The sequence below is a fragment of the Leucobacter sp. G161 genome, assembly GCF_001482305.1.
Classification (GTDB): domain Bacteria; phylum Actinomycetota; class Actinomycetes; order Actinomycetales; family Microbacteriaceae; genus Leucobacter.
This window is the reverse complement of the sequence record NZ_LOHP01000064.1, coordinates 100,986-116,537: the sequence shown is the minus strand read 5'-3', so window position 1 is coordinate 116,537 and position 15,552 is coordinate 100,986. Positions and strand designations below refer to the sequence as shown.

Annotated in this window: 15 protein-coding genes; 7 read left to right on the top strand and 8 right to left on the bottom strand. The window is 67.4% G+C overall.

Going from position 1 to position 15,552, the window contains the following annotated elements; translation table 11 throughout:
- Positions 1-33 precede the first annotated feature (33 nt).
- The 3 genes from AUL38_RS10570 (at position 34) to AUL38_RS10560 (ending at position 4,044) form a co-directional block, all read left to right on the top strand.
- Positions 34-1,392: an FAD-binding oxidoreductase gene (locus tag AUL38_RS10570; RefSeq protein ID WP_059061932.1), complete on the top strand. Its 1,359-nt coding sequence runs from the start codon at positions 34-36 to the stop codon at positions 1,390-1,392.
- Positions 1,393-1,467: 75 nt separating this feature from the next.
- Entirely contained in the window at positions 1,468-2,337 is an 870-nt protein-coding gene (gene pdxY / locus AUL38_RS10565; protein ID WP_059061930.1) for a pyridoxal kinase PdxY, read from the top strand.
- 177 nt (positions 2,338-2,514) lie between these two features.
- The gene (locus AUL38_RS10560) at positions 2,515-4,044 is read left to right on the top strand and encodes an HNH endonuclease signature motif containing protein (protein WP_059061928.1); all 1,530 of its coding nucleotides are present in this window, start codon (positions 2,515-2,517) and stop codon (positions 4,042-4,044) included.
- An 83-nt stretch (positions 4,045-4,127) separates the two neighbouring features.
- On the opposite strand, the gene AUL38_RS10555 is transcribed toward AUL38_RS10560, so the two are convergent.
- The 3 genes from AUL38_RS10555 to AUL38_RS10545 are packed head-to-tail and all read right to left on the bottom strand — an operon-like array spanning position 4,128 to position 5,951.
- Positions 4,128-4,649, bottom strand: coding sequence for a CrcB family protein (locus tag AUL38_RS10555; RefSeq protein ID WP_059061926.1), 522 nt, complete (start codon positions 4,647-4,649; stop codon positions 4,128-4,130).
- The gene (locus tag AUL38_RS10550) at positions 4,646-5,101 is read right to left on the bottom strand and encodes a CrcB family protein (RefSeq protein ID WP_201023734.1); all 456 of its coding nucleotides are present in this window, start codon (positions 5,099-5,101) and stop codon (positions 4,646-4,648) included. The genes AUL38_RS10555 and AUL38_RS10550 overlap by 4 nt, the downstream gene beginning before the upstream one ends.
- Positions 5,091-5,951: a GNAT family N-acetyltransferase gene (locus tag AUL38_RS10545; RefSeq protein WP_059061922.1), complete on the bottom strand. Its 861-nt coding sequence runs from the start codon at positions 5,949-5,951 to the stop codon at positions 5,091-5,093. Before AUL38_RS10545 ends, AUL38_RS10550 begins: the two co-directional genes overlap by 11 nt.
- Positions 5,952-6,028: 77 nt before the next feature.
- Here AUL38_RS10545 and AUL38_RS10540 point away from each other — a divergent pair, with 77 nt between their 5' ends.
- Positions 6,029-7,255, top strand: a complete 1,227-nt coding sequence (locus tag AUL38_RS10540; protein WP_059061920.1) for a pyridoxal phosphate-dependent aminotransferase — start codon at positions 6,029-6,031, stop codon at positions 7,253-7,255.
- An 87-nt stretch (positions 7,256-7,342) separates the two neighbouring features.
- On the opposite strand, the gene AUL38_RS10535 is transcribed toward AUL38_RS10540, so the two are convergent.
- A complete protein-coding gene (locus AUL38_RS10535; protein WP_059061917.1) occupies positions 7,343-8,074 on the bottom strand; it encodes an SOS response-associated peptidase family protein in 732 nt (243 codons plus the stop codon).
- A 9-nt stretch (positions 8,075-8,083) separates the two neighbouring features.
- On the bottom strand, positions 8,084-9,037 hold the full coding sequence (locus AUL38_RS10530) for a LysR family transcriptional regulator (RefSeq protein WP_059062010.1): 954 nt from the start codon (positions 9,035-9,037) through the stop codon (positions 8,084-8,086).
- Positions 9,038-9,131: 94 nt separating this feature from the next.
- On the opposite strand from AUL38_RS10530, the gene AUL38_RS10525 reads away from it, so the two are divergent.
- Positions 9,132-10,880, top strand: a complete 1,749-nt coding sequence (locus AUL38_RS10525; protein ID WP_059061916.1) for an FAD-binding protein — start codon at positions 9,132-9,134, stop codon at positions 10,878-10,880.
- 111 nt (positions 10,881-10,991) lie between these two features.
- On the opposite strand, the gene AUL38_RS10520 is transcribed toward AUL38_RS10525, so the two are convergent.
- Positions 10,992-11,777, bottom strand: coding sequence for an SDR family NAD(P)-dependent oxidoreductase (locus tag AUL38_RS10520; protein WP_059061913.1), 786 nt, complete (start codon positions 11,775-11,777; stop codon positions 10,992-10,994).
- Positions 11,778-11,871: 94 nt separating this feature from the next.
- Here AUL38_RS10520 and AUL38_RS10515 point away from each other — a divergent pair, with 94 nt between their 5' ends.
- Positions 11,872-12,558 (top strand): TetR/AcrR family transcriptional regulator, encoded by a 687-nt coding sequence (locus AUL38_RS10515; RefSeq protein ID WP_059061911.1) that lies wholly within the window; start codon positions 11,872-11,874, stop codon positions 12,556-12,558.
- Positions 12,559-12,755: 197 nt separating this feature from the next.
- Positions 12,756-14,375 (top strand): ABC-F family ATP-binding cassette domain-containing protein, encoded by a 1,620-nt coding sequence (locus AUL38_RS10510; RefSeq protein WP_059061910.1) that lies wholly within the window; start codon positions 12,756-12,758, stop codon positions 14,373-14,375.
- Between the two features lie 475 nt (positions 14,376-14,850).
- On the opposite strand, the gene AUL38_RS10505 is transcribed toward AUL38_RS10510, so the two are convergent.
- Both AUL38_RS10505 and AUL38_RS10500 read right to left on the bottom strand, forming a co-directional pair.
- Positions 14,851-15,057, bottom strand: a complete 207-nt coding sequence (locus AUL38_RS10505) for a helix-turn-helix transcriptional regulator (RefSeq protein ID WP_059061908.1) — start codon at positions 15,055-15,057, stop codon at positions 14,851-14,853.
- Positions 15,057-15,539 carry a hypothetical protein gene (locus tag AUL38_RS10500; protein ID WP_059061906.1) on the bottom strand — a complete coding sequence of 161 codons (483 nt, stop codon included), beginning with the start codon at positions 15,537-15,539 and terminating at the stop codon, positions 15,057-15,059. Before AUL38_RS10500 ends, AUL38_RS10505 begins: the two co-directional genes overlap by 1 nt.
- Positions 15,540-15,552 lie beyond the last annotated feature (13 nt).

The window sequence follows — 15,552 nt, the reverse complement described above, 5'->3', positions numbered from 1 at the left end:
ACGCTGGAGCCAGACGGCTAAAGGAGGCCCCGGGTGGACACGAAGAACGCGGATCTTGCTGCACTGCGCGACGCATTGGGCGAACGACTCGTGACGGAAGCGACGATCGTAAACGGCTACGAGAACGACTCATCGCGCGCCGTGTTCACGGGCGCGACGCTGGGTCTCGTCCTCGCGGAGACCGCGGACGACGTCTCCCTGGCGCTCGCGTGGGCGCACGAACGCGGGATCCCGGTGAGCATTCGTGGCGCCGGCACGGGGCTCGTTGGCGGCGCAAAGGCCTACGACGGCGGTCTCATCGTCTCGCTCGAGCGCATGAACCAAATCGTCTCGGTCTCCCCTGACGACCGCCTCGCGGTGGTGCAGCCCGGCGTCATCACCGCCGAGCTCGATGCCGCTGCGCACGAACACGGGCTGTTCTTCCCGCCGGACCCCGCAAGCGCACGCACGTCGACCGTTGGCGGGAACATCGCAACCAACGCCGGTGGACTGCGCTGCGTCGCGCACGGCGTCACCTCCGATTGGGTGTCGGCGCTGACGGTCGTGCTCGCGGATGGGCGGATCCTCCGGACCGGCGCGCTCACGCGGAAGAACGTCGTCGGATACGACCTCACCAGACTGTTCGTCGGATCGGAGGGCACGCTCGGCGTCATCGTGGAGGCAGCGGTTCGCCTGGAGTCACTGCCCGAAGGGGATCCTGTGACCTTCTGGGCCGAGTTCGATGGGTTGGCCGAGGCTGGCGCCGCCGTGACCGAGATCGTGAACTCCCCCGCACGGCCCGAGGTACTCGAGCTGCTCGATGCGCTGACCGTGCAAATCATCGAGGACGTGTTCCCGAGCGGCATGCGGATTCCCGCAGGCGCGCTCCTGGTCGGCCAAACCGTCGGCTCGGACGCCGCGAAACACGCTGAGACGATCCTTGACATCTCGCGCCGGCTGGGCGCGAGCGCCGCTCAGATCGCGGCCGACGATTCGCTCGTGGAAGCCCGCCGCATGTCAAACCCCGCGCTGAGCGCGCGCGGCCTCAAGGTATCGTGCGACGTCGGCGTTCCGGTGTCGGCGCTCGCCGAAGTGTTCACCGGCATCGCAGCGATCGCTGAACGTCACGGTATCGAGGTTGCGAGCGTCGCGCACGCAGGTGATGGCAACCTGCACTGCAAGGTCGCCGCCCCCGACACCCCGGCGGGTCTCGCCCAGGCCGACGCACTCATCGATGACATCACCCGACTTGCGCTCTCGCTCAACGGCACGATCACCGGCGAGCACGGGATCGGACTGGTCAAGCACCATGAGCTTCCGTGGCAACTCGACGAGGTGGCCCTCGATGTGCAGCGCGCGATCAAGCGCACGCTCGATCCCCGGGATATTCTGACACCGGGGCGGGCGGTGTAGCGCACAGCGCGCTGCTTGGTTCACCCGAGAGCGCGCGAAGTGGACCACTAAGTGGTCCAGTGGCAGCATCGAAGCATGCGTATTCTCTCGATCCAGTCTTCCGTTTCCTACGGGCACGTCGGCAACTCTGCCGCGGTGTTCCCGCTGCAGCGGATCGGCGTCGAGGTCATGCCGATCTTTACGGTGTGCTTTTCAAACCACACCGGGTACGGCGCGTGGCGAGGCCCCATGCTCACCGGCACCGATGTGCGGGAAATCGTGCTCGGGATCGAGGAGCGCGGCGGCCTCGTCGGAGTCGACGCTGTGCTGTCCGGCTACCAGGGTGGGGACGACATCGGCGACGCCATCCTTGATGCTGTGGCCCGGGTCAAGCGCCACAGCCCCGACGCGATCTACGCGTGCGACCCGGTGTTGGGGAACGCGAAGTCGGGTTGCCACGTCGCGCCCGAAGTGCAGAACCTCATCCGTGACCGGGTCATTCCCGCGGCGGACCTCATCACCCCGAACCAGTTCGAGCTCGGCTTCATCACGGGCACTCAGCCGGCGTCGCTCGAGTCGACCCTCGAATCCGTTGAGTTGGCGCGCGATCAGGGACCCCAGACCGTGCTCGTGACGAGCGTCGAGCGCCCCGAACGAGCAGCAGACAACGTCATGGAGATGCTTGCTGTGACGGGTGGCCGAGGCGCCGAGGCCGAGGCCTGGCTCATCGAGACGCCGCGGCTCCCGCTGAAGGCAAACGGTTCGGGTGACGTGACCGCGGCGCTCTTCACCGCCCACTTCCGCGCCACCGGCGATGCCGGTGAGGCGCTTGCTCGGACAACCGCGTCAGTCTTCACGCTACTCGAGAACACGCTGGCGTCCGGCGAGCGCGAGCTGCGGCTCGTCGAATCGCAGGAGGCGTACGCGCACCCGAGCATGCAGTTTCAGGCGCACCGAGTCCAGTAGTGCTCTGCGCGCGGGTACCGGTGCTCTGCGTGCTGGCACCGGGCGAATCTTCGGGTGCCGGGGTGGCCTTTGTTGTAGATCTCTCAACAAAGATCCGCGTAATTTCACCGAAATATTTGGATCGGAAACCCGCCTCTGCGACCCCAAAATGTCGGTGGTTGGTGGTGGACTATGTCCATGTCCACCTCAGCAACGCAGCGAGAAGAGCTCCTCTCGGAGCTCGAGAACATCGTGCGTGCCGAGCGGCAGCTCGCCGCCCGCCGCATGGATGTCATCGCTCGCGCGCTGCAGGCCGCCACCCACACAAACGCTGACGCGAAGGTCAAGACGCTGAGCGGCCCGAAGACCAACGCTGAGATCAGCTACCGGTCGCTCCGTGCCGAGGTCGCTGCGATCCTCCGCGTCACCGAATTCCGTGCCGATACCGAGCTGGGACTCGCCTCGTCGCTCACTGCCGACTATCCAGACACCCTGACCGCGCTCCGCGACGGCGAGATTGACCTGCAGCACGCGAAAGTGATCTCGAAATCGGGTTCGGTCATTCACGCGGCTGAAACGATGGTTCCACCGGTCGGAGCGGATGGCATCACATCACCTGCGGACGCGCTTGCCGCGGCGGTCGAGTCGGCCAGGGCCTCAGAAGATCTCGCTACGGAACATCGTGCGATCTACGAGCGGGCCGTGCTCGAGTTCGCACGCGAGGAGACACCGAATCGACTCACGCCGATTGCAGAACGGATCGCCGAACAGTGGTCGGTCGAATCCATCGATGAGCGGCATCACCGCGAGCGTCAGCACAGGCGCGTCATCGTGAACGACCGCGAGGACGGGATGGCTGACCTGGTCGCATATCTGCCAGCACTTGAGGCACACGCGATCAAGCACCGTCTCACCGACCTCGCAAAGAGCGGTCAGCGACAGGCTAAGAAGGCCGCGAGGGCGCGTGCAGCGGCAGGCGAGACTGCCCTCGATACCCCTCAGGCCGACACACGAACGCTCGACGAACGGCGTGCGGACGCACTTGCAACGCTGATTCTGCGCGACGCAGCAGGCACACCAGACACTGACGAGGCGTTGCTTCGAAACGCTGGCCCCGTCAAGACCCGGGTCCAGATCACCGTGCGGGCAGAGGCCATCGACGCGATCCTGGCTGGCACCGCCACCGGAGGCAGCACGACATTGGGCACGCGAACAGTGACCGAGCTCGTTGGCTACGGCCCCATCAGCCTCACAGAGTCACTGGCAAGTATCGGCGAAGCGAAGCATTGGAATGTGGCGGTCGTGCGCACGTGTGACGGCCAAGTATTGGGTGTGGACAGCTATCGAGTACCCGCAGTCATGCACCGAGAGCTTGCAACGCGGGATCTGCATTGCAGATTCCCAGGCTGTCGGGCCCCGGTCTACTACTGTGACCTCGATCACACAATTCCTGCTTCAGAGGGCGGGCCAACCGCGACAAACAACCTTGCGTTCCTCTGCTGCGGGCATCACACCATGAAGCACCACGGCGGCTGGCGAGTGAAACAGGTCGAGGGCGGTGTGCTGCAGTGGACGACCCCGTCTGGCCGATCCCTTACCGATCGGCCGCCGAACCAGCTGCCCGAACTCCGCGCAACCACAACACAGTCATGCACTCCCAAACCGAAGGGCCGGGGCCAACCGCGCCGCCAGGTGAGATTCGAGTCACCGGCAGAGGAGCCGTTTTGACCCCGGCAGTTGCCTGCCCGGGTACCCGGGCAGGCTCACGAAGCCCGAAGTCCGAAACCAGAAACCAGAGGCTCCAAGCCTGCTCAGCTGACGCCCGTGGCGAAACTGACTCCGGCCCCGGCGATGGCGATGCCAGCGACAGCGGCGGCCACGGACACCCCGAGCGTGCCGAACGCATTGGCCGTTGCCGCAGCCACCCGGCGTTCCTGCGCAAGCCGCACGGTGTCGAGGCTCGCCGTGCTGAACGTCGTAAACCCGCCCAGGCAGCCAATGCCTAACGCCAGCCAGAGCACGTACGCCCACGCCCCGCTCCCCGCGGAGGCAGCCACTGCCGCTTCCCCACCAGTCACCTGGCCGGCGCTCAGTCGCCCCAGCTCGCCCGACCCGAGAACGCTTCCCGCGGCGGCGAGGCCGTCCGCTCCTGCAGCCGCAGCGAGAGCCCCGATGAGCAGCCCGAGCAGCAACGAACCCGTGATGTTCACAACCGTAATTCCCCACGGGAACGGTCGCGACCCGATCCAACGGTCGACCGCATATCGCGCCATTGATCCAACGCCGCCGCCGAGAGCGACCGCGAAAATGACGCCAACCGTGCACCAGTTCATGCAGCCTCGGTCGTTCCCGCGACGTCTGTTACCCCACGCCGCGTTCGCTCGCCACGCCGCGCTCGCCCGCCGAGCCATACCCCGAGCACAGTCGCTCCGGCACCGAGCAGCACCGTGCCGAGTGCAAGCAGCACGGCGGCTGCGAGCTGCCCGGTGAGCAGCAGGCCCGCAGTGCCAGCAGCAAACGCGCTGTAGGTCGTGAACCCGCCGCACAGCCCCGTGCCAAGCAATAGCTGGGCCACGGGCCGCTGACCAGCCAGCCGAGCGGTCACGAACCCGAGCAGCAGCGCGCCAGCCATGTTGACCGCAAAGGTCACCATGTTTCCGCCGAGCGGCAGCAGCTCTCCAGCGCCGAAGCGCAGCAGCGTGCCTGCGGCACCACCGACTCCGACCAGCGCAAGCGCGCGCAGCCACCCCACGGGAGCCGGGACTTCATCGGTGCTATTCGCCACGGATCCGATCGTACTCGCGAACTGCCACATCGGCCGCCGTGAGCTCGCGCGTGACCCGCGTCATACCGTGATGAAAGCCGCGCTCAGCGCATCCCGTCCCGACCCACGCACTGGCTTCGGGGTGCTCACACCAGACGGTCCAGTACCCAGCGTCGCCCAAAGCGCGGAGGCCCGCGTCGAAGCCAGCCCACCAGGCGGGCTGCGAGTACTCGTCGGCAACCGTACCGGTGACCGCAAGCGTCGCCACGCTCGCCGCGGTCTCCCAGGTGTCGTCCGGATGCCCGGTCGCCTCGAGTCGCACACCGATTTCCGCGAACCGCGCAGTTGCCTCAGCAAGGTCCCCGAGGTCAGGGACAGCTCCCGTGGGAAACTCGGAACGCATCCACGTCCGCGAGTACGGTGCGTATCCGGCGCGGTGATAGAACCTGAGTGCCCGATCGTTGCCGCCCATCACATCGATTACGCCCCTCGCTATCCCGCGCTCCTGCGCAGCAACCTCGACCACGGCGACGAGTTCACCACCGAGGCCGTTCCCTCGCGTTTCCGGAAGCAGCGACAGGCTCTCGAGCACCTCGACCCGCTCGCCGTCGAGCGTGTCCTCGAAGCTCAGGGCATATCCGACCGGCGCGCCATCATCGGTTGCGATCCAGAGCGACGCCTGCGGCGATCCGCCGATGGTGTCGAGGTAGTGCCCCCTCCGTTGCTGCCAGCTCCCGGCGCGCGGCCTGGTCGGCATCCCGGCCGCACCGGTCGCGACGTGGTGGTCAAACAGCGCGAGCCAGAGCGGTTCAAGGACGCTGGGGTCCGCCGCAAGCGCTGCGTGGGGGTCGTGCCGGTCGATGTGGATCATCCGTGAGTCCTCGTTCCGTCGTAACAGTGTGCGGCGTGCACTCGCTCAGGGACACCGCATCTCCTATTGTGGTCGGTATGGGTGCCAGGTGGAAAGACGTCGCGATCGCAGCAGGGCTCGCCGGGGGCGACGGGGTCGTACGACCCACGATTTTTGCGGAAATGAGCGCGCTCGCCGCTCGCACGGAATCGGCGAACCTCGGCCAGGGGTTCCCCGACGGGGACGGGCCGGAGTGGATCCGCGAAGCCGCGATCAATGCGATCCGCGAGGGCGAGAACCAGTACCCGCCCGGCCGCGGCATTGCGGCGCTGCGCGAGGCCATCGCCGCGCACCAGGCGCGGCACTACGGAATCGCGCTCGATCCCGACACCGAAGTCCTCGTGACCGCGGGCGCGACCGAGGCGCTCACGGCCGCCATCCTCGCGCTCGTTGAACCCGGCGACGAGGTGCTCACCCTCGAACCCTTCTACGACTCGCACGCCGCCGCAATCGCGATGGCCGGCGCCACCCACACGACCGCTCCCCTCGTTCCGCACGAGGGTGGTTTCAGGCTCGATCTCGAGGCAATGCGCTCGGCGGTGACCGTTGAGACGCGCCTGATCCTCGTGAACACGCCGCACAACCCGACGGGCACCGTGCTCTCGCGGGACGAACTGCAGGCAATTGCGGAGGAAGCCACACGCGTCGACGCGGTCGTCGTCACCGACGAGGTCTATGAGCACCTCACGTTCGACGGGGCGATCCACGTCCCCTTCGCGACCCTGCCGCACATGCGCGAGCGCACCATCACCATCTCGTCAGCGGGGAAGACCTTCTCACTGACGGGCTGGAAGATTGGCTGGGCGACCGGCCCTGCCCACCTCATTGAGGCCGTGCTCGCCATCAAGCAGTTCCTGACGTACACGGGCGGAGCGCCATTCCAGCCGGCAATTGCCCGCGCTCTCACCGAGGGTGACACTGATATCACCCGGTTACGAGACACGCTCAATGCGCGGCGTGAGCGCCTCGTCTCGGGGCTCGAACAGGCCGGCTTCACCACAGTGCGTCCCGCGGGGACCTACTTCGTGTGCGCGGACGCGACCCCGTTTCTGTCGGCCGGCGTGCCGGATGGCGCGGCATTCGCGCGCTGGCTCCCCGAGCACGTCGGTGTCGCTTGTGTCCCGCTCGCTGCGTTCTGTCGAGATGGATCCGCGACCGCAGCACAGCTACGGAACTGGGTGCGCTTCACCTTCGTGAAGGACGACGCAACGCTCGCAACGGCGCTCGAGCGGCTCGCGCGACTCCCGCAGCTCCCGCAGCTCTGAGGGGACGGCCTACCGGTGCCGGCTGAGACCAGCGCCGGCCCAGGCCAACGCACACTCTGAAGAGTGTCGACTCAGAACAGCGCCAACTCAGAACAGCGTCGGCTGCTCGTCGGTCGGGCGCGACGACCGCGTGGTCGAACTACCAGGGGCGCTGCCCGGAGCCCTGCCTGGCGCGCTGCCCGGCGCACTGTCGGGCCCGATCGGACGCAGCTCGCGGGAAATCTCTTCCGACCGGGCAATGACGGCGCGCACGAGTTCGGCATCGCCGGCGCGTGCCGGATCGAGCCACTCGTCATGCAACTCCCTGGGCAACACGAGCGGCATCCGGTCATGCACCTCGGCCGCGCCCCCGAGCGCGCCCCGGGTGACCAGCGAGTAGCTATCAAGATTCTCGGCGGCTGGCGAGGTCACCGCAGCCATTCCGAACTGCTCGCCCTCCGGAAGCGCGAAGCGCACCCCTTTCTCGAGGTACCAGTTCGCCGGCAGCAGCGCACGGTGTTGGAACGGCGCATGCCAGGAGCTGACCAGGCGGTCAGATCTGGAGTTAAAGGCGCTGAATTTCGCTGGCTCCCCACCAACGTGCAGCCACCACCAGCCGAGCACCAACTGGCGTTCACCGTCGTGGACCCGGATGAGCGGATTCAGGTTGTGCGCGTTACGTCCAGTAATGCGCGCACGACCGTGCCGCTCGGCCACCCACGCTTCGAGCAGTGCGCGCCCGTGGGCGGTATCGCCGGGCGGGATCGCCCCCAGACGCCCGGCGCGGTCACTCCTGTCGGAGTTCGGCCCGGAGAGCTCGAGCCCATAGCCAGCACACATGCGGCTAGCTTAGTCTCCGGCCTCGACCCGTTGCACCAGCCGAGTCAGCCGTTCATCGGCACCGGTAAAGCGGTCCGCGACCTCTCGGATGAGGGCTCGCATTGCAGCGCCGGCGTGTGTCGGCGCCATGTCTTTGCGGCGCGCGATACTCACGGTGCGGGCGATGCCCGGGTGGGCGATGGGAGCTACGCGGAGGGCAGGCCTGTCGATCGCGACCATTGCGGGCACGACGACGACGCCGAGTCCGCGTTCGGCGAAGCGGAGCGCGGCGTCCATCTCGACACCCTCGACCGCGAACGTTGGGGTGAGTTCGCGCGCCCGGAACTCGGCGTCGAGCGCGGCCCGGAGATCATAGTTTGTGGGGAACATGATCTGCGGTACGCGGGCGAGCGTTTCGAGCGAGACTGGAGTCGCGAGCTCGGGTGGCCACGGCGCGTCTGCCGCACCGGCGACGACGAGCTGCTCGGTCAGGATCGGCTCCCGCACGAGCACTGCACGCTCCGATTCCGAGGAGACACTCGTGACAATGAGCGCCAAGTCGAGTTGCCCCTCGACGAGCGCCACAATGAGGCTCTTCGAGCCACGCTCGAGGATCTCAATGTCCACGCCCGGGTAGCGCCGCCCGAACTCGGCGACAACCTCCACCACGATTGAGGTGCAGAGTGTCGGCGTTGCGCCGAGCCGAATTCGGCCGCGTCCGAGCCCTGCGAGCTCCGCCATCTCGCTTGCCGCCATTTCTGCGTCAGCGAGCATCCGCCTCGCGATGGGTAGCAGTCGCTCGCCAGCTGCGGTCAGGGTGACGTTTCCTCTGGCCCGGTGGAAGAGCTCGACGCCGAGGGTGCCCTCGAGTGTCGCAATCTGTCTACTCAACGACGGCTGCGTCAGGTGCAACGCCTCGGCGGCACGGGTGAAGTGGCTGGTCCGCGCGATCTCAACGAAACCGCGAAGCTGCTCAAGGTTCATGCGTACAAGCGTACGCCCTCGATAGCCAAACCACATCGTCCTGATGATAATCATTCATTGGACGAATGGCAGCCGCGTCTCTAACGTGATTCCCATGACAGCAACGCGTACCCAAGAACGACTCATTTCCACCTCAGCCCTCGTGATCGGAACCGGCGGCGCCGGCCTTCGCGCCTCGATCGAACTCGCCGAACGCGGCGTGCAGGTTCTCGCAGTCGGCAAGCGCCGCAAGCACGACGCTCACACGACGCTCGCGGCCGGTGGCATCAATGCCGCCCTCGGCATGATGGATCCCGAAGACAGCTGGGAGCAGCATGCCGCCGATACGCTGCGCGAGTCGTACTTCCTTGCCGATCCGCACATCGTCGAGATCGTCGCGAAGAACGCGGCCCGCGGCATCGAGGATCTCGAGCGCTGGGGCATGCCGTTCGCGCGTGAGGCCGACGGGCGGATCAGCCAGCGCTTCTTCGGCGCGCACCTCTACCGCCGCACCTGCTACGCGGGCGACTACACAGGACTTGAGATCCAGCGCACCCTGCTGCGCCGCGCACAGGAGCTGCAGGTGCCCATCAATGACTCGATCTACATCACGCGCCTGCTCGTCAGTGACGGCCGGGTGTTCGGCGCGTACGGCTTCGACATTGTCGACGGTACCCCAGTCGTCATCCACGCCGACGCCGTGATCCTCGCCGCAGGCGGCCACACGCGCATCTGGCGCAACACCTCCTCACGCCGCGACGAGAACACTGGCGACTCGTTCCGCCTCGCCGCGCTCGCGGGGGCAAGGATCCGCGACGCCGAGCTCGTGCAGTTCCACCCCTCGGGCATTCTTGAGCCGGCCGACGCCGCGGGCCTGCTCGTGTCGGAGGCCGCCCGCGGTGAGGGCGGGATCCTCCGCAACGCCCTCGGCGAGCGCTTCATGGAGAAGTACGACCCGGAGCGCATGGAGCTCTCGACCCGCGACCGCGTCGCGCTCGCGAGCTACACCGAGATCACCGAGGGTCGCGGCACCGCGAACGGCGGCGTGTTCCTCGACGTCTCACACCTGCCGCGGGAGCAGATCCTCGAGAAACTCCCCCGCGTCTACCGCAACCTCATCGACCTGCAGATGCTCGACATCACGCAGAGCCCCATCGAGATCGCCCCGACCGCGCACTATTCGATGGGCGGCGTGTGGGTGAGCGCCGAGGAGCATGCGACCGGCGTCGACGGCCTCTACGCGATCGGCGAGGCCGCGAGCGGCCTGCACGGCGCGAACAGGCTCGGCGGCAACTCGCTCATCGAGCTCCTCGTCTACGGTCGCCTCACCGGCGGCGACGCGGCCGACTACATCACGGGGCTCAGCGCGATCCGCCGCGACCCACACGCCGTTGCCGCCGCCCGCGCCGAGATGCAGGGGCTCCTCACCGGCACCGGCGAGGAAAGCCCGCGGCTGCTGCAGCGCCAGCTGCGCAACGTCATGACGGAACACGCCGGGGTCGTCCGCAGCGAGGCAGGCCTCACTGAGGGCCTCGCAAAACTCGACGCGCTCGCCGAACGCGTCGACAACCTCACCGCCCACCCCGACATCGCCGGCTTCGACGATCTCGCGCACGCCTTCGACCTGTACGGATCCATGCTCGCCGCCCGCGCCACCCTCGAGAGCGCGCGCGAGCGCCGAGAGACCCGCGGCGCCCACAACCGCTCGGACTTCCCCGAACAGTGTGACGAGCTGCGCGGCAACATGGTGTGGACACCCGACGGCGGCGTCGTGTTCGAACCGGCGAACGCGGCACCCGAATCCTTCCGGGCCCTCGCCGAGCAGGGCATCGACGACTCCCCCGTCGGCAAGCTCGCGGAGTAAGCAACCCAATGCGAATGGGCGAGAGGGTAGCGGCCTTCCCGCCCATTCGCACGCGTGGATCACTGAGCCCGGCGCGGCTCGGCTAGGCTCGGCGCGCCGGCACGGGGCTCGCTAGAAGTGGGTGCCGCCGTCGATCCGCACCTCGGTGCCCGTGATGAACTTGCCATCCTCACTCGCAAGCATCGCAACGACGCTCGCCACCGACTCGGGCCCGGCGTACCCCTGTCCGAGCACCGGGCTCATCTTCATGAACAGCGACATGTCGGCGTCTTCGGGCAGGCCCGGTCCGCGGTTCTGCCCGCTCTCGCCCGAGCCGTCGGTCATGCCCGAGGAGATCGACCCGGGCTGCACTGCAGTGAAGCGGATGCCACTCTTCGAATACTCCGACGCGAGCGCGTGCGTCATCGACTGCACGCCGCCCTTCGACGCCGCGTATGCGGCCATGTACGGGTGCGCGAAGTCCGCAGACGTCGAGCTAAAGTTCACGACCGCTGAGCCGTTCCCCTGCTGCAGCGCCGGGATCGCCTCGCGAATCACGATGAAGGCCCCGACGAGGTTCACGCGGAGCACCTGCTCGAATGACTCGACCGTGGTCTCATGCGTGTGCGATGAGCGCAGGATCCCCGCAGCGTTCACCAGCACGTCGAGGCCGCCAAGCCAGTCGACAGCGGCGGCGACGCCCTCGCGCACGGTCGCCTCGTCGGCAACGTTCATCACGACCGTGTGCAGTCGATCTGCGGCGGCTCCCGCGCGCACGACGGTGTCGGAGAGCCCTGCCTCGCTCATGTCGGCCGCGACAACACGGCCCCCCTCGGAGAGCATCCGGAGCACGGTGGCCTGGCCGATGCCGGAGCCGCCTCCGGTGACGAGCGCGCGGCGACCTTCATAGCGGTTCATGGTGAGTCCTTTCGGTGAAAGCCAGGGCCGCCTCAACGCACGGCAGCCGTGGCACGTCATGCCATCATGGCACGTTGTGTCATAGAGTGTAACCATGCAGCCCCAGGATTATTCCGCCGCAGCGGCAGACGCGCCCCCGGCACAGTCGCTCACCGAACGCCGCCGCGAGGCAACGCGTCTCGAGATCGCGCGCGCAGCCGCTGGGTTGTTTGCGGAGCACGGAACCGTACACGTCTCCGCCGAGGCGATCGCCGCTGCGGCCGGCATCTCACTCCGCACCTTTTACCGATACTTCAATGCCAAAGAAGACGCGATCGTCCCGCTGCTCACCTCTGGCGCCGAAAACTGGGTGCACCTGCTCACGACCGCACCCGAGCGCGATCCGCTGCAGCTTTTCCCGCGACTCATCGACGAGGTCCTCATCCCGACCAGTGCAGCGGAGCGCGAAGAGCTGCGCATCACCCGGGACGTGCTGCGCACCGTCGCCTCCGCCCCGACCCTGAAGGCCACCTGGTATCGGGTCAACCTCGACTCCGAGGCGCGGCTGCGGCCGATCCTCACCGAACTCCTCGGCGCAGACTGGGCTCCGTTCGAGATCCGCCTCCTCGCCACGATCGCCACCGACGCGATTCGCCTCGGCCTCGAGCACTGGGCCGCGAGCGAGACTGACCCGGACGGGTCAGCTGGCACACCCGCCGCGCTCGCGCAGCAGGTATTCGCACGGCTCGCCCGGGCCTTCGACACGCCCGGGGAGCCGCGTGGAGCAGGCGTGTTACGCTAGCTCCATGGAGATGATTGAGGTGGATGGCATCTAGCCATCGCGCTACCACTGACGTTCGCATGCCCGGGCTCGGCCCGCATGCTTGGAGCACCCTTCAGTAGCGCACACCCGCCGGTCCGGTTACACCGCTGGCGAACAGATCAGGCACTATTTCGGCACCCCATTTTGCGGTCGCCGACGAAGGACACTCTCCCATCATGAATCTCAAATCAGCTATCGCCCTCCGCGACCTCTCGTTCGAGTGGGCCGACGGCTCAATCGCACTCAATAGCGTCACCGGCTCGTTCAGCACCGGCCGCACCGGCCTCGTGGGGCGCAACGGCGCTGGCAAGTCGACGCTCCTCAAGCTCATTGCCGGCGAGCTCACCCCTACGTCGGGGCGCATCGATACCAGCGGCGATGTTAGCTACCTCCCGCAGACGCTCATGCTGCGCAGCGACGCCACGATCGCCGAACTCCTCGGCATCCACACGACCCTCGCAGCCATACGCGCAGTCGAATCCGGTGACGTCGACCAGCAGCACTTCGACGCCATCGGCGACGACTGGGACATCGAGTCGCGTGCCGACGAGGCGCTCGACCGCATCGGCTTCTCAGGCGCGGACCTCGATCGCCGCGTCGCCGAAGTGTCGGGCGGCGAGGCGATGCTCATCGCGATTACGGGGCTGAGGATCCGCCGCACAGCCATCACCCTGCTCGACGAGCCAACGAACAACCTCGACCGCGCCACCCGCGCAAAACTCGCCGAGTTCGTCGATGAGTGGCCAGGCACCCTCGTCGTCGTGAGCCACGACCTCGAACTACTCGAACGCATGGAGCACACGACCGAGCTGCACGCAGGCACGCTCACCACGTTCGGAGGCCCGTACAGCGAGTGGCAGGCGCACCAGGAGCAGGAGCAAGCCGCAGCACAGCAGTCGGCGAAGGCCGCGCAGCAGGCGCTGAAGGTCGAGAAGCGGCTGCGTCAAGAGGCGGAATCAAAACTCGCTCAGCGCGCACGAACCGCGAAAAAAACCCAGCGGGACGGTGGACTCCCCAAGATCCTCGTGAACAAGCGCGCAAGCAGCGCACAGGAATCCGCCGGCGCAATGAGATCCACACTCGACGACAAGGTGCTGGCGGCCCAATCTGCACTCGACGCCGCCGACGCACGAGTGCGTGAGGACGAACACATCCACCTCGTGCTGCCCGACCCCGGGGTGCCGCGCGGCCGCCGCATCGCCGAGTTCGCCGACGGCGACACCTCGGTGACCGTGCAGGGGCCCGAGCGGGTCGCCCTCGTCGGGGCGAACGGCAGCGGCAAGTCAACGTTCATTCAGAAGCTGCTCGACGGCACCGAGGCGAGCCCCGACCGCCCGTCGGGCAGGATCGTCACCGAATTCGTTGGGCATCTCCCCCAGCGCCTCGACGGCCTCGACGAGGACGCGAGCGCGATCGCGAACGTGCAGGAGGTCGCTCCGGCAACCCCCGCGGGCGCGATCCGCAACCAGCTCGCCCGCCTGCTGCTGCGCGGCGACAGCGTGGATCGCCCCGTGCGCACCCTCTCGGGCGGCGAGCGGTTCCGCGTGGCCCTTGCGAAGCTGCTGCTCGCGGAGCCGCCAGCGCAGCTCCTCATCCTTGACGAGCCGACGAACAACCTCGACATCGCGAGCGTCGAACAGCTCGCACAGGCGCTCGATGCGTATCGCGGTGCGCTGCTCGTCGTGAGTCACGACTTCGCGTTCCTTGAGCGCATTGGAGTCGACACGGTGCTCGAGCTCGATTCCGCTGGCCGGATGCACCGCCGAGGCGAACTCACGGACGTCAGGGACAGCTAGCGGCGCGTTGCCCCGCGGGTACCGCATCGGGTCGAGGGGTCCCACTCACGTGTTGAAGTGGGGTGGCTTCGGCCCGCCCGCTGCGGGGGGATGCCCGCGTCCAGCGCGCAGCTGGCGATACCCGCTTGCGGTGAGGGGTGTGCTTCGGAGCCAGAGGGTCGAAGCAATTCCCGTGCTCGTCACGGTCGCCACCCTCGCAAGGCGAAGGCACTCCCAGCTCGAGTCGCTCAGCAGCCATGCCCTCAGCGAAGTCAGGAGCTTTCTGCTGCTGATCGCTCCTGACTTCGCTGAGGTCATGTCGCTTGAGCACTCCTGGTCGCTGAGGCCTGCACCCTCACACATGGAGAGCCCCAGTAGTGACCCCGCGAGGGATGAAGGGCCGGCTGCGGGACGCTGCAGCGCGGCCGGCTCAGCTCGGCGGGCTCAGCTCGGCGGGCTCAGCTCGGGTAGCTCAGCTCGGCTAGCTCAGCTCTGGCTATTCGCCCGACTCCGCCTCAGGCGTAAAGAGCTCTTCGATGTGGCAGCCGAACACCGCCGCAAGCCTGAAGGCGAGCGGTAGCGACGGGTCGAAACGCCCCTTCTCGATCGAGAGGATGGTCTGCCGAGACACCCCCAGCTCTTCGGCGAGCCGCTGCTGCGACCACCCGCGGGCCTGACGGCGCTCAGGGAGGGAATTCTGCATTACTTCGCCGCCGAACGCTGCCAGAGGTAGCGCACACCGAAGTCGAGCATCGCGAAACCGATGACGATGGCGGCGACGAGCATCACCGGAGCGTCGATCTGCATAATGGAGAACCCGACTGCGCTGATGCCTCCGACGAGCAAGATGTCGCCAAATGCACCGCTTGCAGCCTTCTCGTACCAGACGGACTCGATCGACTCTTCGGGCCGCTCAACGGCGCCGGCGAGGGTCGAGCGGTCGACGAAGATCGCCCAGCCAAGCATCGTCGCGACGGGCAGCACCCCGGCAGCAACGAAGGCGAAGCCGATGCCTGGGCGGTCTGTGAGCGCGAAGCTCGCGAACAGCCATCCGATGCCTCCTGCGAGGAGCGCGCCCACGGCGATTGAGGCGAGGGCGAGGCCGGCGAAGCCACCGCCGAAGCGCGCACGGCCCCAGCGACTGGCGGCGGTCGTGGTCATCGTTGGAGTCGTGGAGTCTTGCATGGCGCGGTCCTTC